This window comes from Caballeronia sp. J97, assembly GCF_905220305.1.
Taxonomy (GTDB): domain Bacteria; phylum Pseudomonadota; class Gammaproteobacteria; order Burkholderiales; family Burkholderiaceae; genus Caballeronia.
This window is the reverse complement of record NZ_CAJMZL010000052.1, coordinates 13,647-33,210: the sequence shown is the minus strand read 5'-3', so window position 1 is coordinate 33,210 and position 19,564 is coordinate 13,647. Positions and strand designations below refer to the sequence as shown.

Genomic DNA, 19,564 nt, shown 5'->3' with positions numbered 1-19,564 from the left:
GAACGGGGAATTCGTGATAGTCGAGCGCAGCTTCGCGCAATTTGGTATTGGCGTCAGTCGTCATAAGGCGGGCTAGCAGTGCGGGATTTAGAATGGGAGTTCGAACGCATTGTAGCGCCAATCAGGGGCGGTTTCGGACGGCGCTCCATGCATTTCGGCTACAAGTGCCATGACTGGAAAAGGTCTGATCGCTCCGTGGGGCAAGGCTCGCGGCGCGACACCCGACATTTTCGAGACACGAGGCGGACATTTGCGCGGTCTTTTGCGCAATACCACGTTTTCATCTTGCAGCGCACAAAAAACTACCTTTCGCCGACGATGCTCTCCGAGTTTTCTCTGATCGACCGTTTCTTTGCACGCCGCGCGACGGCGCCCTCGCCACGTCAGCACGATGAGGCCGCGACGCCGCTCGGCATCGGCGACGACTGCGCGCTCATCGCGCCGCCCGCCGGCCATCAGCTCGCCATTTCGACGGACATGCTGGTCGAAGGCCGCCACTTCTTTCCGGATGTCGATCCTCGCGCGCTCGGCCACAAGGCGCTCGCGGTGAATCTGTCGGATCTCGCCGCGATGGGCGCCGCGCCGCATGCTTTCACGCTCGCGCTCGCGTTGCCGCGCGCTGACGAAGCGTGGCTCGAAGCGTTCAGCGACGGCCTCTTCGCGCTTGCCGAACGTCACGACTGCGCGCTCGTCGGCGGCGATACGACGAGTGGCCCGCTCAACATCTGCATCACGGTATTCGGCGACGTGCCGCATGGCGCCGCATTGCGCCGCGACGCCGCACAGCCCGGCGACGACATCTGGGTGTCCGGCACACTCGGCGATGCGCGCGCGGGCCTCGGCATGATGCAGGGCGAATGGCGCGCGGCCGACGACGCCGTCGCCGCCGCCTGGACGCGCGCGCTGGAGAGGCCCGAGCCGCGCGTCGCGCTGGGTCTCGCGTTGCGCGGCGTGGCGCACGCGGCGCTCGATATCTCCGACGGTCTCGCGGGCGATCTCATGCACATCCTGAAGCGCTCGGGCATGCGCGCCGTCGTCGATGCCGATGCCGTGCCGTGCTCGGACGCCGTGCGCGCGCTCCCCGAAGCCGCGCGCCGCCAGTGCACGCTCGCCGGTGGCGACGACTACGAGCTCTGCTTCACCGCGCCCGCCGGTGCGCGCGAAGCGCTCGCGAATATCGCGACAGGGGTGAAAGTGCCGCTGACCCGCATCGGTACAATCGAGTCATCCGGTACGTCCGAGATCGCCTGGCGCGATGCCTCGGGCGCCCCGCTCTCTCTGACGTTGCAAGGCTTCGATCATTTCCATGCAGACTGACCCGACTCTCGCGGGCGAATCGAACGATTCGCGCACTGCGCCGCGCGCCGCACCACGCAAGGCGAGCGCGCGCTTCATGCTCACCCATCCGCTTCATATTCTTTCGCTCGGCTGCGGCAGCGGGCTTTCTCCGGTCGCGCCGGGCACGGTCGGCACGCTGTTCGCGTGGGTGTCGTTCGTCGTGTTCAACCCGCATCTGACGGTCGCGGAATGGGGTGCGCTGATCGTCGTCGGCTTCATCGCCGGCTGCTGGTTCACCGGCTTCACCGCGAAGAAGATGGGCATCGCGGACCCGTCGCCGGTCGTGTGGGATGAGATCGTCGCGTTCTGGCTCGTGCTGCTGCTCGTCACGCCCGCAACATTTACCGGCCAGTTGTGGGCGTTCATCGTGTTCCGCTTCTTCGACATGGTGAAGCCGCCGCCCATCCGCTATTTCGATCGCCGTTTGAAAGGCGGCTTCGGCATCATGTTCGATGACCTGGTCGCAGCGTTCTTCACGCTGCTCGTGATCGCGCTCTGGCGCATGACCGTCTGATTTTTTCCCATCCATCGAGAACACCGCCATGCCAACCGACACCGTCGTTCACCAACTTGCGATCCGCGTCGGCAACAAGCTGCGCGACGAACGGCTGATGCTCGCAACCGCCGAGTCGTGCACGGGCGGCATGGTCGCGACCGCCATCACGGATATTTCGGGCAGCAGCGTGTGGTTCGAGCGCGGCTTCGTCACTTATTCGAATCTCGCGAAGATCGAGATGATCGGGGTGCCCGCGACGCTGATCGAGCAGCACGGCGCAGTGAGCGAGCCCGTCGCGAAGGCGATGGCCGAAGGCGCGCTGCGCAACAGCCGCGCGCAGGTTTCCGTATCGATCACCGGTGTCGCCGGGCCGGCGGGCGGGAGTGAGGCGAAGCCGGTCGGAACCGTGTGCTTCGGATGGAGCAATCGTCTGCATACGCAGATCGAGACGCAGCATTTCAAGGGCGACCGCGAGCAGGTGAGAACGCAGGCGGCCGCCCATGCATTGCGCAAACTGCTGGATTTTCTGGATCAGCGCGAGCGGTGAGCCCGCGCGTTCGAATCACCGATACTGATTGATCGTATCGCGCGTCGTTTTCGCGGCATCGGCCGCGGCTTGCGCGTAGTCGTCGCCCTTGCCCGCGTAGATGACCGCCCGCGACGAATTGATCAGCATGCCCGTTCCGTTCGCGGTGCGGCCCGCGCGCACGGTCGCTTCGACATCGCCGCCCTGCGCTCCGATGCCCGGAATCAGCAGCGGCATGTCGCCGACGATCCCGCGCACGGTTTCGATTTCCTTCGGAAACGTCGCGCCGACGACGAGTCCGAGCTGGCCGCTCGCGTTCCATTTACCGGCCGCAAGCTGCGCGACGACCTGATACAGCGGCTTGCCATCGGTCGTGAGGAATTGCAGGTCCGAGCCGCCCGCGTTCGACGTGCGGCACAGCACGATCACGCCACGCCCTTCATGCGCGAGGTACGGTTCGATCGAGTCGAAGCCCATGTAGGGATTGACCGTGACGGCATCGGCCTTGTAGCGCTCGAACGCTTCCTTCGCGTACTGCTCCGCCGTGCTGCCGATGTCGCCGCGCTTCGCATCGAGAATCACCGGAATGCCGGCGTGCTTCTCGTGAATATGCGCAATCAGCGCTTCCAGCTGATCTTCCGCGCGATGCGCCGCGAAGTAGGCGATCTGCGGCTTGAACGACGACACATACGGGGCGGTTGCATCGACGATGGTCTTGCAGAACTCGAAGATCGCATCGGCGCGGCCGTTGAGCGCGTCGGGAAACTTCGTCGGTTCCGGGTCGAGGCCGACGCACAGAAGGGATTGAGTCCGCGACCACGCGGCGTTGAGAGTCTGGATGAAGGACATGGCGGAATTTCGTTGAACGTCGATGCCACGCATTTTAACGTGCGCGGCATCGCGCTCTTATCGGCTTCCTCGCATCAGCGCGATGCGTCGCGCGCCCGCGCCTTCGCCCCCGCTCGCGTGCGCGGCCTGCCACGCCGCGTCGCTTCCCCGGTGCGCTCGACCGTGAATCGGAACTCGCGCGATAGCCGTTCGCCCGGTTCGAGCACGGTCATCCCGTTCGCTTCGCCGCCGCCGGGCAGATTCACCGCGTTGATCGGATGATCGACCGGCTCGAAGCAGAAAAAGCTCTCGCCGGGCGGCGCGTACAGCACGTAGTAATCGGTATCGGCGGCGATCGTGAGCGACAGGCGGCGCTTCGGCCACAGCACGCTCGTGCGGCCGCTCCATCCGGTGAACGCGTTGTTGACCATTTCCGAGGGCATCGGATACGCGACGCCGAATTGCCAAGCGGGCGGCGCCGGCACGTGCCGGACCGGAAGCCAGTCGTCGCCGCAGAGCCATACGCCGCCCGCCGCCGCCGATAACTCCGTGTCCGCCTCGCGCATCAGGAACGGATGCAACCCGAGACCGAAGGGCAGCGCTTCGTCGCCGGTGTTTTCGACGCCGAGCGTCACGACGAGCGTCGCTTCCTCGAGCGCGTAAGTCTGCGCGGCGCGGAACGCATAGGGCTTGCCGTCGCTGCGATCGAGCGTCAGACGCACGCGCGCGGACGTTGCCTCCGCGACTTCCCACGCGCCGAGCCAGCCATCGCCATGCAGCGGCAACGGTTCGCCTGCGCGATTGCACGGCACGTCGATCGAGCGGCCTGAAAACTGAAAGTGCCCGTTGCCGATGCGGTTCGAATACGGCAGAAGCGGATAGCACGCGAGCTGATTCGGATCCGTGTCCGGACCCGGTTCGACGCACGGCCGGAAGATCGGCACGAGCGCGCCTTCGTGCCGCCAGTCGAAGCGCGTGATGCCGCCGCCGAGCGACGGCGCGAGTTCGAGCCGCAAATGCGCGTTGACGAGTGTGATGCAGCCGTCGACATCGGGGCCGCCCATTGCGACGACCGCGGTGCTCGGGCCGGGGCGGACCGGTGGTTCGGTGGCGGCGGCCAGCCTCGAGCGGCGGGCGTTCGCCGATGCCTTGGAGGTCGATGCAGGATTCGGTCTTTGCTCTGTGCGCGCAACAGCCATGACTCGTGCTCCATCGAGAGGCGAAGAACCGGCGTCGCCGGGGGTGTCGGGCGGCGCATCGATCGCGCGCCGCCTCGCTGCTTTTTCGTTACACCTTGCCCGCGAATACGGCTTCCGCGAGGCCCCGCGCGCCGGGCGTCGCGACGAACACGCCGCCTGCGTGCGCGTCGCTTTTCAGCGCGTCATCGGAGAGACCGATGCGCGCGCTCGTCACATACAGCGTGCCGAAGTCCGCGCCGCCGAACGCGACGCAACTCGGCTGCGCGCTCGGCACGTCGATGCGCGCCGTCTCGCGTCCGTCGCGTCCGTAACGCACGACGCGCGCGCCGCCCCACTGCGCGTTCCACAAGCCGCCTTCGGCATCGACGATCGAGCCGTCGGGCACGCCGGTCTTGTCCGTCAGTTCGACGAACACGCGGTCGTTGTCGAATGTCGGATAGTCGCACGCGCGGATCTGGCGCGTCGGCGAATCGCAGTAGTACATCGTCGCGCCGTCCGGGGAGAAGCCGATGCTGTTCGAGATCGCGCAATCGGCGAGCGGCAGGCGTTCCAGCGACAAATTCGCGTTGAGCCGATAAAACCCGCCGATTGCCTGCGCGTCGTCCACGTCGTGCTTCGTGCCGAACACGAAGCGCCCTTCGCGATCGCAGCGGCCATCGTTGAGGCGCGTCGGCAGATCGGCTTCGACTTCCATGATGGTTTCGATGTTTCCCGTCGCGATCTCATAGAAGGCGAGCCGCGACGCGAGACCCAGCAGCAGGAAACGCGCATCGGCGCAGGGCGTGAAGCAGGCGAGCCGCTCGGGCATCGCGAACGATTCGCTCGCGCCGTCGCGCGGATCGTGGCGCCACAACGTGTTGCCTTCGATATCGGTCCACCAGAAGCGGCCGCTCGCGGCGCACCACGTCGCGCCTTCGCCGAGCGAACATTGGCTGTCGATGAGAAGTTGCGCGCGAGTCGGATTCATCAGGCCCATCCTCCGTCGACGATCAAGTCCTGCGCCGTGATCATGCTGCTGTCATCCGATGCGAGGAAAAGCGCCGCGCGCGCGAGATGTACGGGCAGCAATTCCCCTTCGATGCACTGGCCTTGCTTGATCGCTTCCTTGCCGGCCTCGTCGAGCCACAGACGCTTTTGCTTTTCGGTCATCACCCAGCCTGGCACGAGCGTATTCACGCGGATGCCGAACTTGCCGAGATCGCGCGCGAGGCCGCGCGTCATGCCCTGCACTGCCGACTTCGACGTCGTGTAGACGGGAAAGTTGCCTTGCTTGAGCATCCAGCTGATCGAGCCCAGGTTGATGATCGAGCCGCCGCCGAGGCCCTTCATGTCGTCGATCACGGCCTGGGCCGCGAAAAACTGATGGCGTATGTTGACCGCGATGCCCGCATCGTACGACTCGGGTGTCACGTCCTCGATCGCGTGGCGCTTGTCGTTGGCGGCGTTGTTCACGAGCACGCCGATCGGGCCGAAGGCGGTTCTTACATCTGCGATGCCCTTTCTCAATGCGTCGATGTCGGTCAGGTCGACGTTGAGGAACATCGGGCGTGTCCGGTCTTGCTGCAGAGCAGCACCGAGGCGGTCGGCGAGCGCTTCGCCGGCGTTGGTGTCGATGTCGAAGAAGGCGACTTTCGCGCCCTGAGCGAAGAAATGCTCGACGAAGCCTTCGCCGATGCCGGTCGCGCCGCCGGTGATCAGGACTGTTTTGCCTTGCAGGCTGGGGTAGCTTGCGAGTTGCTTTTCGGTCGTTGTCATGTGGGGTTTGTCTCGTTTGTTGCGCTTTCGAGGAAGCCTGTTTTCGTGATCCCGTATTCGTGTCGGTCTATTGGCGTTGCCCCTGTGCGGGGCAACGCCAATAGACCGAAAAGAAAGCAGGATTTCACGAAGCCCCAAAGCCCCCCACCCACCACCCCAATCAATCCCTCGCCCCACGATTCTTCAATTGATCCAACAACACCGCAGCAAGCAAGATAGCCCCGCGCACGAGGTACTGATAGAACGCATCGATATTAAGCAGGTTCATCACGTTCTCGACGGTTCCCATAATGAGCACCCCGATCACGACCCCTGAAATCGTCGCACGCCCGCCCAGCAGCGAAACGCCCCCAAGCACACAAGCCGAAATCACGTTCAGTTCGAAGCCCTGAGCAGCATTCGGCTGCCCCGACGTAATCCGCGAAGCGAGAATGACGCCGGCCAGTGCAGTAACAGCGCCCTGAATCAAGAAGATCCAGACGCGCGTGCGCTCGACATTGATACCGGCCAGCCGCGAAGCCTCAGGATTCCCGCCGATCGCCAATGTATTGCGTCCATACACGGTCTGATTGAGCAGTACGCCGAAAATAATGAAACACGCAAGCGTGACCCAGATAGGCAGGGAAATCCCGAACATCGACAGGCTGCCGAGCGCGATGAACGTATCCGACGACACACCCACCGCCTGCCCGTGCGACACGATGAACCCAAGCCCGCGCACGATCTCCATCGTCGCGAGCGTGGTGATCAGCGCGTTGATGCGCAGATAGGCGATCACCGCGCCGTTCACGAAGCCGATCACCGCACCGGCGGCCACCGCCGCGACAATCGCGATCGCGGTGTTGTCCGTCGCGTTGAGCACCATCGCGCAGAGCACGCCGGCGAATGCGATCGTCGAGCCGACCGACAAGTCGAAATCGCGCGACGCGAGGCAGAACATCATCGTGCACGCGACCATGCCGATCTGCGAAATCGACAGCGCGAGACCGAGCATGTTCTCGATCGAGAAGAAGTGATCGACGGTCAGCGACATCGTCAGGAACATCACCACGAAGATCACGATCAGGCTGTACTCCGTGATCTGCTGCCACCACTTTTGCTTGTCGTTTTTTTGCGGGATCAGCGCGTTCGCAACGGTTTCCGTCGCCTGCCCCACGATGTTTTCTCTTGCTTCCATGATTCGCTCCTCTTGTCTTTATGCCGCCTGCGCGACACGGTCCGTCTGCGGCAGCGCGAGACTCAGCACCGCCTGCTCGCTCGCCTTCTCGCGCGGCAATTCGCCCGCGATGCGCCCCTGCCGCATCACGACGATCCGGTCGGACACGCCGAGCACTTCCGGCAGTTCCGACGAAATCATCACGATCGCGCAGCCGCGCTCGGCGAGCTGATAGATCACGTTATAGATCTCGTGCTTGGCGCCGACATCGATGCCGCGCGTCGGCTCGTCGAGAATCACGACCTTCAGATCCGGCTCCGCGAGCCAGCGCGACAGAATCGCCTTCTGCTGATTGCCGCCCGAAAGAAAACGGATGCGCTGCTTGCGGCTCGGCGTCTTGATCTTCAGCAACTGGATGAAGCGTTCCGCCGTCTGCGCTTCCTTCTTGCGATCGAGAAACAGCCCGCCGCGCAAGTAATGACGCCGGCACGAGATGTTGATGTTCTCCGCGACGGTCGCCATCGCGACGATGCCCTCTTCCTTCCGATCCTCCGGACACAGCACGATGCCGTGGCGGATCGCCTCGCCGGTGCTGCGGACTTTGATTTCCTTGCCGTCGAGCGACAAGGAACCGCCCTTCTTCTTGTCCGCGCCGTAGACGAGGTGCATCAGTTCGCTGCGTCCCGCGCCGACGAGCCCGAAGAAACCGACGATCTCGCCGCGCTTCACCTCGAAGCTCGCGGGCGCGCTCAACGCATCGCCCTGCACGTCGTTCACGGCGAAGCGCACGTCGCCCAGCGCACGCGCGCGATAGTTATAGATGTCGCTGATTTCGCGGCCGACCATTTCCTGCACCAGCGTCTCGCGTGGCACGTCCGCGAGCGTCAGATGCGACGCGATCTTGCGGCCGTCGCGGAAGATCGTGCATGCATCGCAGAGCTCGTAAATCTCGTCCATGCGATGCGAGATGTAGATCAGCGCGCGGTTGTCCGCCTTGAGATCGCGCACGAGCTTGAACAGCACTTCCGTCTCGCGATGCGACAGCGAACTCGTCGGTTCATCCAGCGCGATCACGCGCGCGTTGCGCAACAGCGCCTTGCAGATTTCGACCATCTGCCGCTGCGCGATCGAAAGCTTGCGCAGCTTCGCGTTCGGATCGAGATCGACGCCCATCGCCGCGAGCCGCTCGCGCACGTGAGCTTTCGCCTTGCGCTTGTCAACCCAGCCGAGCCGGTTCGGCAGCGCGCCGAGCAGCAGATTCTCGGACACGGTCAGGTCCGGCACGTACTGCAATTCCTGATGAATCACCGCGATGCCCGCCGCGATCGAAGCCGCCGCGCTCGCGAAATGCACTTCCTTGTCGTCGATGAGCACGCGCCCCGAATCGGGCTGATACTCGCCGCCGAGAATCTTGAGCAAAGTCGATTTGCCCGCGCCGTTCTCGCCCATCAGGCCGTGAACTTCGCCGGCGTTGACGTCGAACGACACGCCGTCGAGCGCGCGCACGCCTGGAAACACCTTGCCGATATTGTCAAAACGCAGCGTCGCTGACACATCGCCTCCCATTTACGCGCGGGCCGCATCGTCGGACGCGGCCCGCCATTGCACGTTTAGTTCGACGCCAGTCCCATCTGCTGGCGAACCGACGCCACGTTCTCGCGCGTAGCCAGCATGCCGGTCGTGAGCGTGAGCGGGGGCGGCGCCTTGCCGTCCTTGATCCACGCGTACATCAACTCGGACGTCTCTTCGCCGTGGCGCTTCGGGCTGATGATGACGGTGCCGTAGAAGCCCGTCGGGTTCGGCTTCTTGAACTCGTTCAACGCCGAGTCCGACCCGCCGATGCCGATGCCGATCATGTTGTCCGCCTTGAAGCCGCGGCCTTCCGCCGCGCGCACGGCGCCGAGCACGGCTTCGTCGTTCAGGCCGTAAGCAACCCAGTGCTTGTATTGCGGGTTCTTCGTCAGCGCGATGTTCGCGGCGTTGAACGCGTTCTCCGTGTCGGTCTTCGCCTGCGGCGCGGCGACGATATTCGCCTTCGGGAAGCCGGCGGCGACGAGCGCATCGGTCGCGCCGGTCGTGCGGTCATGCGCGGTCGGCAACTGCTCGTAGGTCACGTCGATCGCGCCGACATCCTTCATGTCCCAGCCGCGCTTCTTGATTTCCGCTGCGATGCCGTCGCCCACCTGCTTGCCGATGTTGTAGGCGGAAATGCCCATGTGCGGGACGGCTTCGATCGGCTTGCCCGAACCGTCGACGAGACGGTCATCGACCGTCATCATCTTGAGCTTGTCGGCCTTCGCCTTCGCGACGATGCCCGGCCCGAGCTTCACGTCCGGCGTGCAGATGATGAAGCCCTGCGCCTTCTGCGCGGCGAGGTTGTCGATTGCGCTCATCACTTTCTCACCCGACGGCGCACCGATCTTCACGAGCGTGAAGCCCTTCTCCTTGGCGGCGATTTCCGCGAACTTCCATTCGTCCTGGAACCACGGCTCTTCCGGCTGCTTCACGAGGAAGCCGATCTTGACCTCGTCGGCGGCCTGCGCGACCGGCGCCGCGATCATGGACGCGCTCGTTGCCGTGGCGGCGGCGATCAGCGTGAGGAACAGTCTGCGTTTCATTTTTTGTCTCCCGACTTTTTCCGATGTCGAAAAATGCCCGAACGCGGGCGCTACGAAGGTGTGTGGCCGCTTTTTTTGTTGGTCGATGCCGCACAGCGGCCAGTGCGTCATTCTTTCGGTGGTTCGTTGTTGTTCAGTCGTGGTACAGCGCCGAGCGCCCGCCATCGACCGTGATACAGCTCGCGTTGATGAACGGCGCCTCGTCCGACGCGAGGAACACCGCCGTCATCGCGACTTCCTGCGGCTGGCCGATGCGCTTCATCGGCTGAAGGTCGAGCGTCGCCTGACGCGCGGTTTTCGGATCGGCTTGCGCGTTCCACCAGTCGAGCGTCAGTTGCGTTTCGATGTAACCCGGCGCGATCGCGTTGACGCGCACGTTGTTCGGCGCGTATTCGATGCCGAGCGCGCGCGTCAGTCCGATCACGCCGTGCTTCGCCACCGGATACGGAAAGCAGCCCGGAATGATCTTGAAAGCGTGCGTCGACGCGATGTTCACGATGCTCCCCCGCCCACGCTCGACCATGCCCGGCAACACCGCGCGGCAGCCATTCCATACGCCGTCGAGATCGACAGCGAAGCAGCGGCGCCAGTCGTCGTCGGTCATCGTGAGCGGATCGCAGAACACATTGATGCCGGCGTTGTTCACGAGCACGTCGATCGGGCCGAGCGCGGCTTCCGTTTGCGCGACCGCCTCTTTCACCGATGCGCTCTGCGTGACGTCCGTGCGCACCGCGATCGCGCGCGCGCCGTCCACTTCCGATGCGACGCGTTGCGCCGTCGCGCGCGCCGTGTCGATGTCGAGCTCCGCCAGCGCCACCGCTGCGCCCTCGCGCGCGAACGCCAGCGCGATCGCAGCGCCGATGCCGCGTCCCGCGCCCGTGACCATCGTCACCTTGCCGGCGAGCCGGTTCATTTGATGTCGCCTCGCGCAACGGCCAGTCCGTCGACGAAGGTCTTCGCATGCCGCGCGGTGACTTGCGCGCTCTGGCCCGGCTTGTACAGCGCGGAACCGAGGCCGAAGCCGTTCGCGCCCGCGCTCAGAAACGGGCCCATGTTGTCGGGCGAAATCCCGCCTACCGGCACGAGCGGCACTTCTTGCGCGATCACCGCGCGCCACGCCTTCGTGACCGTCGGTCCGAGCTGCTCGGCGGGGAACATCTTCAGCACGTCCGCGCCGATCTTCAGCGCGAGAAACGCTTCGTTCGGCGTCGCGACGCCCGGCGCGCACGCGAGACCCTGCGCCTTCGCGGCGCGCACCACATCGGCGTCGCTGTGCGGCATCACGATGAGCTCGCCGCCCGCGGCCTTCACGCTGTCGACGTAACTCGGATGCAGCACCGTTCCCGCGCCCACGATCACATCGGCGGGCAGCGCCTGACGGATCGCCGCGATGCTGTCGAACGGCTGCGGCGAATTCAGCGGCACCTCGACGATGCGAAAGCCCGCTTCATACAGCGCGCGAGCGTGATCGGCGGCCTCGGCGGGCGTCACACCGCGCAGGATCGCGATCAGCGGACACGCGGCGAACGCCTTCGCGAGACCGGCGTGCATGCCATACGGCGCGGGCAGAGTGATGGGGGGCTGCATGTGGTTTGACTCCTTCTCAGGCGGCGCGCAAGCCCGCGACCAACCCGGCCAGCGCGGCGATTTTATAAAGGCCATGCTCGGTGGCGTGCGCGATCGTCGCGGCATCGTGGCAGCCGAAGCGCACGAGCGCGGCACGATAGCGGTCGCAAAGCGCGTCGTTGCCGATGAGGCGCAAGGTCTTTCCCGCGAGCGTGGAGCGTTCGCGCGCCAGGACTTCGTTCAGGCCGCGCAATTCGTGCCCGATCAGCAGTCCCGACAGGTAATCCGACTGCTGCTCCGCCGTCAGCTGGCCGGTGAGACCGAGCGTGCGCGTGCTGAAGATCGTCGCAAGCACGCCGGGATGACCGCTATCGCGCGCCGTATCGACGCCGCGCCGGAACGCCTGTTCGTCGGGTGTCGCGGCCGGGTGCATCGTGCGTCCGAGAATCGTGTGATCGCGCAGCGCGCCGAAGGTCTCGCCCGTCATGAAGGTGTAGAAGCGCTCGATGCGGCCATCGGCGACGAACGCCCATTTCGCATGCGTGCCCGGCAGTCCGATCAGCGCGCCGCCCGATGCCCCGAGCGACGGCTCGCTCGCCAGCGCGCCGAAGATTTGCGTCTCCTCGCCACGCATCACGTTGGGCAACTCGCCATGCTCCAGCACGCCCGGCACGACATGCACCGTGACGCCGCGCGCCGTCTTCACTTTGACGATGCCCGCGACGAGCGCATCGGCGCCTGCCGGCGTTGCGACATACGGCGCTTCCACCCAGCCCTGCGCGCTGCCGACCATGCCCGCCGCGATGACCGGCAAATCCGCATGGGCATCGAGCCACGCGCCGCAGGTTTCGTCGAACGCCTGATCGAAGCCGCCCGCGGGCAGATTCATGATGCCTGCCGCCGATGCGCGCGAGTCGAGCGCGAGACCGTCGGCGGCGAGCAGATAGGCGCGCAGGGACGTCGTGCCCCAGTCGAGCGCGATGAGTGCGGGCTTGGCCACGGATGCGCTCATCGCTTGATCCTGCGTACCTGCGGCGCGCGCCAGCCGAGTTCTTCGGAGATCGCGCGCGCCTCGCGCTGCACGACCGGAATCAGCTCTTCCATGCGTTCATGCGGCATGTAGGGAATGGTGCTCGCCACCGACAACGCCGCGACGATCGCGCCCGACGCGTCGCGCACCGGCGCGGCCACGCAGCGGATCGACGCCTCGTTCTCTTCGAGATCGAACGTGAAGCCGCCTTGCGAATAGCGCGTCATGCGCTGCTGGAAGGTGTCGAAATCGGGACGGTTGTCGGGTTTGAAGCTCGTTTTCGCGAGCGCGCGATGCGACGCTTCGAGCAGCTTCTTCCACGCGTTCGCTTCGAGGTCGAGCATCATCGCCTTGCCGATGCCCGTCGATGCGAGCGGCATGCGATGCCCGACGCGCGAGCGCATCTCCAGCCCGCGCGTGCCGGGAATCTTGTCGATATAGAGGACGTCGTCGCCGTCGCGCACGCCGAGGTGAATGGTGTCGTGCGTGTGCTCGGCGAGCGCCTGCAGATGCGGGCGCGCGACCGCCGTGAGCGGCATCTGTTCGAGGGCGATCGTGCCCAGTTCGATGAGCTTCGGCCCGAGCAGATAGCCGCCCTGCACCTGGCGCAGATAACGCGCCTGCACGAGCGAGCTCACGAGCCGATGCGTCGTGCTGCGTGTCGTGCCGAGCGCCGCACCGAACGCGCGCAGATCGCGCGCGCCGTTCGCGGCGGCTTCGAGAATCGCGAGGCCGCGCAACAGCGTCTGCGTGCCGGCCTGCTGCGGCGTGACGTCGACGAGCGCGCTCGGCAGTGCGATCGAATCGGGATCGGGCATGGGCTTCGTGCCGTTCGCGCCGCCTTGCTTCGCGCGCGGGCCGCTCGCGTGCGCGGCTTGCGCTTCCACAGCGTCGGTTTCCGGATTCTGGAATTTGGTCATGGCGCGGGTCTCTCGTCGATCACGATGTGTGTCGGATGGCGCGCGCGAGTGCGGCGGCGAGCGAACGAGCGTACGAACCGTGCGAAGAGGCCCGCGAATGCGGGCACGCGATCGAGTGCATGACGTGTCTCCATTGTTCTGGTCGTGCGCGCCGGAGCTGGCCGCGGTCGTCGCACGCAGGGGCCATTTCAGGCTCTGGTCGGATTGTAGTTCCGGCTCTTTGAATTATTCAATATGTGATCGACGCGCTCACATAATGGGATAAAAGTTGCTTATAAACAGCGAGTCAAAAACAAAAAAGCCCTGAATAATCAGGGCTTTATAACGTTTAGCTTGACCAACTAAATTTCACTGCGGCAGTTCCGCCGCACCCATGCGCCGCGCGATGACGCCTGCCCGCTGAGACAGATACGGCGAGTTGCGATGGTCGTCGAAATACTTGGGACGCGGCAGCATCACGGCGAGGCGCGCGCTCTGCCAGGCCGTCAGTTTCGCCGCCGAGGTCTTGAAGTAATGCTGCGCCGCCGCTTCCGCGCCATACACGCCATTGCCCCACTCGACCGAATTCAGATAGATCTCGAAAATGCGTTCCTTGTCCATCCAGAACTCGAGCATCGATGTGATGACGAGTTCCTCCGCCTTGCGCACATAACTCTTTTCACGCGACAGAAAGAGATTGCGCGCGAGTTGCTGCGAGATGGTCGAGCCACCCGCGACGATTTTCCCGCGCGCCTTGTTCTTTTCCCACGCCTGGAGAATGGCGTCGGTTTCATAGCCGTTGTTGTTGACGAAGTTGGCGTCTTCGGACGCGATGATCGCGCGCTTCAGGTTGCGCGAAATCTGGTCGTACGGCACCCAGGTGCGTTGCAGCGATATGCCGGGATGCGTCTTCGCGAGCGTCCAGGCGTCGGCGCGCATGAAGGCGGTCGGGCCGGGATTCACGACGGTCCAGATGCCGATCTGCGCGAAGAACCAGATTTGCGTCGCAATGAACGCGATGCCCATCACCGACAAGCCGTAGGCTATCCAGCGCGCCGGCCCGAGCCGCACCGCGCGGCGCACGCGCGGCGTGCCCGAAGGCGTGCGGCTGCCGAGCGGCGCGGTGGTCATCAGGCTTTGGCCGCGAGCGCCGCGCGCAATTCGCGCAGGACCGCGCCGCCATCCGGGCGCACGCCGCGCCAGATGAAAAACGATTCGGCGGCTTGCTCGACCAGCATGCCGAGGCCATCTGCCGCGCGCGCGCCGAGCTTCGACGCGTGCTGCATGAAGACGGTCGGCTGCGCGCCGTACATCATGTCGTAGGCGAGCGTGCCGGCGCCGAACGCACTGTCGTCGCAATCGGGCAAGGCGGCGTCGAGGCTGCCCGCGGTCGCGTTGACGATCACGTCGTACTGTCCGGCTTCCGCGCTGTCCGCGCCGCCGCCCGAGAAACGCACCCCGCATTCGGCCGCGCTACCCGCGAACTGATCGACGAGCTGATGCGCCTTCGCCGCCGTGCGGTTGACGATGGTGAGCGCGGCCGGCGCCCGATCGAAGATCGGCAGCACGACGCCGCGCGCAGCGCCGCCCGCGCCCAGCAGCAGAATCCGCGCACCCTTCAGGCTTACGCCGAGATTCACTTCGATGTCGCGCACGAGCCCGACGCCATCGGTGTTGTCGCCGCGCACGCCGTCGGGCCCGAAGGCCAGCGTGTTGACCGCGCCCGCCGCCGCCGCGCGCGGCGACAGCGAATCCGCGAGCGCGTGCGCTTCGAGCTTGAACGGCACAGTGACGTTCATGCCGCGCCCGCCCGACGCGATGAAGTTTTTCACCTCGCGCTCGAAGCCGCCGAGCGGCCCGAGAATGCGGCCGTATTCGATCGGCTCGCCGGTCTGCGCGGCGAATTTCGCGTGGATCCACGGCGATTTGCTGTGCTCGATCGGATTGCCGATCACCGCGTATTGGTCTTTCTGGCTCATGATCCGGTCGGCTCGGTGGATTGTTGCGCGTCGCCGGGCGGCGCAGGCTGCGACGCTTCGGCTTGCGCTTCCGCTTCGCTTTCGGCGGTGAGATCGGTCGACTCGATGATCTCCTCTTCCGCTTCGTCTTCCTCGACCGGCGCGGTCGCGGACGGCGCATCGATCACCTGCAGCAGACGGCACGACGCTTCGACCGTCAACTCGTCGATCGACACGACTTCGAGCATCACGCGCGTGCCGCGCGCGTGCACGCCCAGACCGGGCACGTGCAGGATCAGCGGAATCTCTTCGAGACGCACGAGGTCGTCCTTGATGACCGATGCCGGAACATGTTTCTTGTTCTCCTGCCTGAGCCAGCGCAGGCACCAGAAATACTCCATGCGTCGCTGATGATCGGCATAGGCGGTGTAGGTGTCGTCGAAACCCTGCACGACGGCGAAAAGATCCGCGTCTTTCGGCTTGAACGGTGCGGCGAGCTTGGCCGTCACGCCATGCTGCACGCACGCGATCAGTTGCCATTGATTCACCAGATCGACATAACGGCGCAGCGGCGACGTGCTCCACGCATATTGCGCGACGCCGAGGCCTTCGTGCGGCGCGGGCGTCGTCTGCATGCGCGTGCGCTTCGGGCCCGGACCGCCAAAACCGCGCTGCGAGCGATAGATGCCCGGCACGCCGTGATCGTTGAGGAACGCGCCCCACGACGAGTTCGCGAGAATCGCCAGCTCCGCGACGATCAGATCGAGCGGCGAACCGCGACGGCGCGGCGTGATCGTGATGTGCTCGCCATCGACATAGAAATTGAAATCGTTGTTGCGCTGCACCTCGCGCTTGAGGCCGTAACTCGCGCGCGCCTGCTGGCGCTTTTCGAACAGCGCCTGCGCGAGCGGCCACAGCACGGCGATGTCTTCCTTGTGCGGGTAATCGCCGGTGCCGGCCGCGAGGCTTTCTTCGGTGACGAACTCGTCGAGATGGTTGTGGCGCAGGTTGCTCTTCACGAACACGCGCTCGGCGCGCGTCTCGGTCGCGACGATGTCCTGCGTCTCGCGATTCACGATGATGTACAGCGACAGCGCCGGGCGCAGCCCGCCCTCGCCGAGCGTGAACACGTCGACGACATCGTCCGGCAGCATGGTGATCTTGTCGCCGGGCATGTAGACGGTCGAAAGACGCCCGCGCGCGATCGCGTCGATCATGTCGCCACGCGCGATCCCGAGCGCCGGCGCGGCGATGTGGATGCCCACGCGCACGCGGCCATCGGAAAGATGTTCGACGGAGAAGGCGTCGTCGATTTCGGTCGTGGTGACATCGTCGATGGAGAAGGCTTCGACGTCGGCTTGCGGTAAATCCTCGGGCAGCGGTCCCGGTTGCACCGAAGGAAAACCGGTGCCGTGCGGAAAGAACTCCGAGAGGAACTTCGCTTCGTGCAATTGACGCGGCGAGGCGATGCCGCCGCATTCGAGCATCAGACGCGCCTGCGAGATGCCGCGCGCGGCCGCCGCCGCTTCGAGCGCCTTGTATTCGATCGAATTCTTGTCCGGCTTCGTGAGCAGGCCGATCGCCTTGCCCTTGAGCGCGTCAGGCAGCTTGCCCGCCTTCAGCTCCTCTTCGTAGCCCTGCTGCACGAGCGCCTGCTGACGCTTGCGCTCGAGCGATGCGAGCGCCATCTGCAACTGCTCCTGCGGCGCGCGCTGATACTGGCCGCGCCCCTTGCGCCGGAAGTAGACCGGCGCGCCGTGCATGCGCAGAACGAGCGCCGCACGTTCAGCGGGGCCGAACTTGTCGCCGAAGTAGTCCGCGCCGAGCGCCGCGAACGGAAATTCCTCGTCGGGCGCGCATTCCCACAGGAAGTCGAGATCGATCTCCTGCGCGATGGCGTCGGCCTCCTGCATCAGGTCGCCGGCCGCGGGCTTTTCGAATTCGATCAGCACGTCTTTCGCGCGCACCTTCGCGCGCCGGCCGCCCGGCAACTCGACCTGAAACGCGTCGCCCTGTTTCGACAACACCGATCCGGCCTTGAAACTACCCGATTCCTCGAAGAAAACGTTCACTCAATACTCTCGTAAAACGGTGGACCGGGCCGCGCTCGACTGTCATCCGCGCGCCGGTGGTTGAATTAGTGTGACGCCGGTGTCATGCCGCCGCCGGCGTGACGAGCGGCGGCGACGCCTGATCGCAGAACGCGATGACATCGGCGAGATAAGCCGGGAAATCGCTGATCGCGTGATCTCCGCCCTGAATCAGCGTGGTTCGTACGCCGGGATAGTGGTCGAGCATCGTGCGGTAATCGAGCACTTCGTCGCCCGTCGCCGCGATCAGATAGTAGCGCTCGGGCCGCGTGATCGACTCGACCGCGAGCGCGCGCAGTTCGTCGAGATGGCGCGGCAATACGTTGATGCTGCCACCGCCATGCCACAGCGGCTGTTCGCCGAGAAAATGGCTCAGATCGCGCTGCGGCACGACCGCCGGATTGAGCAGCACGGCGCGCCAGCCGTGCTTTTCCGCGAGATACGTCGCGTAGTAGCCGCCGAGCGAGCTGCCGACGACGGTCACGTCGGCCATCTGCTCGCCCGCGGCCAGCGATTCCGCCAGCGCAACGGCATCGCACGGCGACACCGGCAGCGTCGGGCACTGCCATTCGCCGAGCCGCCCGAGTTCCGCGAGGCGCGCATGCATCACGCGCGCCTTGAACGACTGGGGAGACGAGCGAAAGCCGTGCAGATAGAGAATCACGAGTGTCCTCCTGCGCCACGCGCCGAGAGCGCGTCGAGCAGTTTCTGGTGAACGCCGCCGAAGCCGCCGTTGCTCATCACGAGTACGTGATCGCCCGGCCGCGCGGCGGCAGCGACCGCCTTCACCAGGGGTTCGATTTCGTCGAATGCGCGCGCCTTGTCGCCGAGCGGGGACAGCGCCTCGGCGAGATTCCAGCCTAGCTTGTCGCGGCCTTCGCGCGCGCCGTAGCCGAAAACCAGATCCGCGCCCGAGAGACTCGCGGGCAATTGCGCCTTCATCGTGCCGAGCTTCATCGTGTTGGAGCGCGGCTCCAGCACGGCGAGAATGCGGGCGTCGCCGATGCGCGTGCGCAACCCGGCGACGGTCGTGTCGATCGCGGTCGGGTGATGCGCGAAGTCGTCGTAGACGGTGACGCCGTCGACGCTGCCCTTCACTTCCATGCGCCGCTTGACGTTGCGGAAGCTCGACAGCGACTTCACCGACTGCGCCGGCGGCACGCCGACCGAGCGCGCCGCCGCGATCGCCGCGAGCGCATTCATGCGATTGTGCTCGCCCTGCACCTGCCAATCGACGACGCCCTGACGTTTGCCTTCCCAATACACGGCGAACCGTTCGTCGACGGCCGCGCCCTGCTCGGCGGGCAGCGCCTGCCAGCCGCCATCGACGCCGAAACGCTCCACGCCCGACCAGCAACCGCGCGTGAGCACGCGTTCGAGCGCAGCCTCACGCCCGTTCGTGACGATGCGCCCGATGCCCGGCACCGTGCGCACCAGATGATGAAATTGCGTTTCGATCGTAGCGAGATCGGGGAAGATATCGGCATGATCGAATTCGAGATTGTTGAGCACCGCCGTGCGCGGGCGATAGTGGACGAACTTCGAGCGCTTGTCGAAGAACGCGGTGTCGTACTCGTCGGCCTCGATGACGAAGAAGCTCGAATCGGTCAAGCGCGCGGAAATGCCGAAGTTGAGCGGCACGCCACCGATCAGAAAGCCGGGGTTCATGCCCGCGTCTTCGAGCAGCCACGCCAGCATGGAGCTCGTCGTGGTCTTGCCGTGCGTGCCGGCCACCGCCAGCACCCATTTGCCGTTCAGCACATGCTCGCCGAGCCACTGCGGGCCGGACACGTACGGCAGGCCGCGATCCAGGATGGCTTCCATCAGCGGATTGCCGCGCGTCACTACGTTACCGATGACGAACAGGTCCGGTTCGAGCGCGAGCTGCTCGACGCCGTAACCTTCGATCAATTCGATGCCCTGCGCTTCGAGCTGGGTGCTCATCGGCGGGTAGACGCCGGCGTCGCAGCCGGTGACCTTGTGGCCCGCCTCGCGCGCGAGGACAGCAAGTCCGCCCATGAAGGTGCCGCAGATGCCGAGGATATGGATATGCATAAACCGTGTCGCGCCGCGCGGGCGATTGAGATGCGGAAACAGGAACGGCG

The 19,564-nt window shown here is 65.3% G+C and carries 20 protein-coding genes; 3 read left to right on the top strand and 17 right to left on the bottom strand.

Going from position 1 to position 19,564, the window contains the following annotated elements; all coding sequences use genetic code 11:
- Positions 1-64 (bottom strand): hypothetical protein (locus U4Y90_RS36230; protein WP_415749449.1); only part of this gene is annotated, 64 nt, incomplete at its 3' end.
- 254 nt (positions 65-318) lie between these two features.
- Between U4Y90_RS36230 and thiL the strand changes: the two genes are divergently transcribed.
- The 3 genes from thiL to U4Y90_RS34640 are packed head-to-tail and all read left to right on the top strand — an operon-like array spanning position 319 to position 2,381.
- Positions 319-1,317: a thiamine-phosphate kinase gene (gene thiL, locus U4Y90_RS34650; RefSeq protein ID WP_321801507.1), complete on the top strand. Its 999-nt coding sequence runs from the start codon at positions 319-321 to the stop codon at positions 1,315-1,317.
- A complete protein-coding gene (locus U4Y90_RS34645; RefSeq protein WP_321801506.1) occupies positions 1,307-1,852 on the top strand; it encodes a phosphatidylglycerophosphatase A in 546 nt (181 codons plus the stop codon). Before thiL ends, U4Y90_RS34645 begins: the two co-directional genes overlap by 11 nt.
- A gap of 28 nt (positions 1,853-1,880) precedes the next feature.
- On the top strand, positions 1,881-2,381 hold the full coding sequence (locus U4Y90_RS34640) for a CinA family protein (RefSeq protein WP_321801504.1): 501 nt from the start codon (positions 1,881-1,883) through the stop codon (positions 2,379-2,381).
- A 15-nt stretch (positions 2,382-2,396) separates the two neighbouring features.
- Here U4Y90_RS34640 and pyrF read toward each other — a convergent pair whose 3' ends face one another.
- The 16 genes from pyrF to mpl all read right to left on the bottom strand — a co-directional run bounded on the left by pyrF (position 2,397) and on the right by mpl (position 19,514).
- Positions 2,397-3,209, bottom strand: a complete 813-nt coding sequence (pyrF, locus tag U4Y90_RS34635; RefSeq protein WP_321801502.1) for an orotidine-5'-phosphate decarboxylase — start codon at positions 3,207-3,209, stop codon at positions 2,397-2,399.
- A gap of 74 nt (positions 3,210-3,283) precedes the next feature.
- Positions 3,284-4,387 (bottom strand): aldose 1-epimerase, encoded by a 1,104-nt coding sequence (locus U4Y90_RS34630; protein WP_321801500.1) that lies wholly within the window; start codon positions 4,385-4,387, stop codon positions 3,284-3,286.
- An 88-nt stretch (positions 4,388-4,475) separates the two neighbouring features.
- On the bottom strand, positions 4,476-5,363 hold the full coding sequence (locus tag U4Y90_RS34625) for an SMP-30/gluconolactonase/LRE family protein (protein ID WP_321801498.1): 888 nt from the start codon (positions 5,361-5,363) through the stop codon (positions 4,476-4,478).
- Positions 5,354-6,142 (bottom strand): SDR family oxidoreductase, encoded by a 789-nt coding sequence (locus tag U4Y90_RS34620; RefSeq protein ID WP_321801497.1) that lies wholly within the window; start codon positions 6,140-6,142, stop codon positions 5,354-5,356. The genes U4Y90_RS34625 and U4Y90_RS34620 overlap by 10 nt, the downstream gene beginning before the upstream one ends.
- A gap of 160 nt (positions 6,143-6,302) precedes the next feature.
- Positions 6,303-7,319: an L-arabinose ABC transporter permease AraH gene (gene araH, locus U4Y90_RS34615; RefSeq protein ID WP_321801495.1), complete on the bottom strand. Its 1,017-nt coding sequence runs from the start codon at positions 7,317-7,319 to the stop codon at positions 6,303-6,305.
- Between the two features lie 18 nt (positions 7,320-7,337).
- Entirely contained in the window at positions 7,338-8,852 is a 1,515-nt protein-coding gene (araG, locus tag U4Y90_RS34610) for an L-arabinose ABC transporter ATP-binding protein AraG (protein ID WP_321801493.1), read from the bottom strand.
- Positions 8,853-8,908: 56 nt separating this feature from the next.
- Positions 8,909-9,916 carry an arabinose ABC transporter substrate-binding protein gene (locus tag U4Y90_RS34605; RefSeq protein WP_321801491.1) on the bottom strand — a complete coding sequence of 336 codons (1,008 nt, stop codon included), beginning with the start codon at positions 9,914-9,916 and terminating at the stop codon, positions 8,909-8,911.
- Positions 9,917-10,049: 133 nt separating this feature from the next.
- Positions 10,050-10,829, bottom strand: coding sequence for an SDR family oxidoreductase (locus tag U4Y90_RS34600; protein WP_321801489.1), 780 nt, complete (start codon positions 10,827-10,829; stop codon positions 10,050-10,052).
- Positions 10,826-11,503, bottom strand: coding sequence for a 2-dehydro-3-deoxy-6-phosphogalactonate aldolase (locus U4Y90_RS34595; protein ID WP_321801488.1), 678 nt, complete (start codon positions 11,501-11,503; stop codon positions 10,826-10,828). Before U4Y90_RS34595 ends, U4Y90_RS34600 begins: the two co-directional genes overlap by 4 nt.
- A 16-nt stretch (positions 11,504-11,519) precedes the next feature.
- Positions 11,520-12,494 (bottom strand): 2-dehydro-3-deoxygalactonokinase, encoded by a 975-nt coding sequence (locus tag U4Y90_RS34590; protein ID WP_321801486.1) that lies wholly within the window; start codon positions 12,492-12,494, stop codon positions 11,520-11,522.
- Complete coding sequence (locus tag U4Y90_RS34585; RefSeq protein ID WP_321801485.1) at positions 12,491-13,432, bottom strand: IclR family transcriptional regulator; 942 nt, start codon at positions 13,430-13,432, stop codon at positions 12,491-12,493. The genes U4Y90_RS34590 and U4Y90_RS34585 overlap by 4 nt, the downstream gene beginning before the upstream one ends.
- Before the next feature lie 348 nt (positions 13,433-13,780).
- A complete protein-coding gene (gene mtgA / locus U4Y90_RS34580) occupies positions 13,781-14,542 on the bottom strand; it encodes a monofunctional biosynthetic peptidoglycan transglycosylase (protein ID WP_321801484.1) in 762 nt (253 codons plus the stop codon).
- Complete coding sequence (gene aroE, locus U4Y90_RS34575) at positions 14,542-15,390, bottom strand: shikimate dehydrogenase (RefSeq protein ID WP_321801482.1); 849 nt, start codon at positions 15,388-15,390, stop codon at positions 14,542-14,544. Before aroE ends, mtgA begins: the two co-directional genes overlap by 1 nt.
- Positions 15,387-17,441 carry a ribonuclease catalytic domain-containing protein gene (locus tag U4Y90_RS34570; protein ID WP_321801480.1) on the bottom strand — a complete coding sequence of 685 codons (2,055 nt, stop codon included), beginning with the start codon at positions 17,439-17,441 and terminating at the stop codon, positions 15,387-15,389. Before U4Y90_RS34570 ends, aroE begins: the two co-directional genes overlap by 4 nt.
- Before the next feature lie 82 nt (positions 17,442-17,523).
- Entirely contained in the window at positions 17,524-18,123 is a 600-nt protein-coding gene (locus tag U4Y90_RS34565; RefSeq protein ID WP_321801478.1) for a YqiA/YcfP family alpha/beta fold hydrolase, read from the bottom strand.
- The gene (gene mpl, locus U4Y90_RS34560) at positions 18,120-19,514 is read right to left on the bottom strand and encodes a UDP-N-acetylmuramate:L-alanyl-gamma-D-glutamyl-meso-diaminopimelate ligase (RefSeq protein WP_321801476.1); all 1,395 of its coding nucleotides are present in this window, start codon (positions 19,512-19,514) and stop codon (positions 18,120-18,122) included. The genes U4Y90_RS34565 and mpl overlap by 4 nt, the downstream gene beginning before the upstream one ends.
- Positions 19,515-19,564 lie beyond the last annotated feature (50 nt).

What these genes read in the sequence shown, in the direction of transcription:
- mpl (WP_321801476.1), bottom strand. Translation starts at nt 19,514, where the DNA reads ATGCATATCCATATCCTCGGCATCTGCGGCACCTTCATGGGCGGACTT.
- pyrF (WP_321801502.1), bottom strand. Translation starts at nt 3,209, where the DNA reads ATGTCCTTCATCCAGACTCTCAACGCCGCGTGGTCGCGGACTCAATCC.
- aroE (WP_321801482.1), bottom strand. Translation starts at nt 15,390, where the DNA reads ATGAGCCAGAAAGACCAATACGCGGTGATCGGCAATCCGATCGAGCAC.
- U4Y90_RS34605 (WP_321801491.1), bottom strand. Translation starts at nt 9,916, where the DNA reads ATGAAACGCAGACTGTTCCTCACGCTGATCGCCGCCGCCACGGCAACG.
- U4Y90_RS34595 (WP_321801488.1), bottom strand. Translation starts at nt 11,503, where the DNA reads ATGCAGCCCCCCATCACTCTGCCCGCGCCGTATGGCATGCACGCCGGT.
- U4Y90_RS34625 (WP_321801498.1), bottom strand. Translation starts at nt 5,363, where the DNA reads ATGGGCCTGATGAATCCGACTCGCGCGCAACTTCTCATCGACAGCCAA.
- U4Y90_RS34640 (WP_321801504.1), top strand. Translation starts at nt 1,881, where the DNA reads ATGCCAACCGACACCGTCGTTCACCAACTTGCGATCCGCGTCGGCAAC.
- U4Y90_RS34585 (WP_321801485.1), bottom strand. Translation starts at nt 13,432, where the DNA reads ATGACCAAATTCCAGAATCCGGAAACCGACGCTGTGGAAGCGCAAGCC.
- thiL (WP_321801507.1), top strand. Translation starts at nt 319, where the DNA reads ATGCTCTCCGAGTTTTCTCTGATCGACCGTTTCTTTGCACGCCGCGCG.
- U4Y90_RS34590 (WP_321801486.1), bottom strand. Translation starts at nt 12,494, where the DNA reads ATGAGCGCATCCGTGGCCAAGCCCGCACTCATCGCGCTCGACTGGGGC.
- U4Y90_RS34600 (WP_321801489.1), bottom strand. Translation starts at nt 10,829, where the DNA reads ATGAACCGGCTCGCCGGCAAGGTGACGATGGTCACGGGCGCGGGACGC.
- U4Y90_RS34630 (WP_321801500.1), bottom strand. Translation starts at nt 4,387, where the DNA reads ATGGCTGTTGCGCGCACAGAGCAAAGACCGAATCCTGCATCGACCTCC.
- araH (WP_321801495.1), bottom strand. Translation starts at nt 7,319, where the DNA reads ATGGAAGCAAGAGAAAACATCGTGGGGCAGGCGACGGAAACCGTTGCG.
- mtgA (WP_321801484.1), bottom strand. Translation starts at nt 14,542, where the DNA reads ATGACCACCGCGCCGCTCGGCAGCCGCACGCCTTCGGGCACGCCGCGC.
- U4Y90_RS34645 (WP_321801506.1), top strand. Translation starts at nt 1,307, where the DNA reads ATGCAGACTGACCCGACTCTCGCGGGCGAATCGAACGATTCGCGCACT.
- U4Y90_RS34620 (WP_321801497.1), bottom strand. Translation starts at nt 6,142, where the DNA reads ATGACAACGACCGAAAAGCAACTCGCAAGCTACCCCAGCCTGCAAGGC.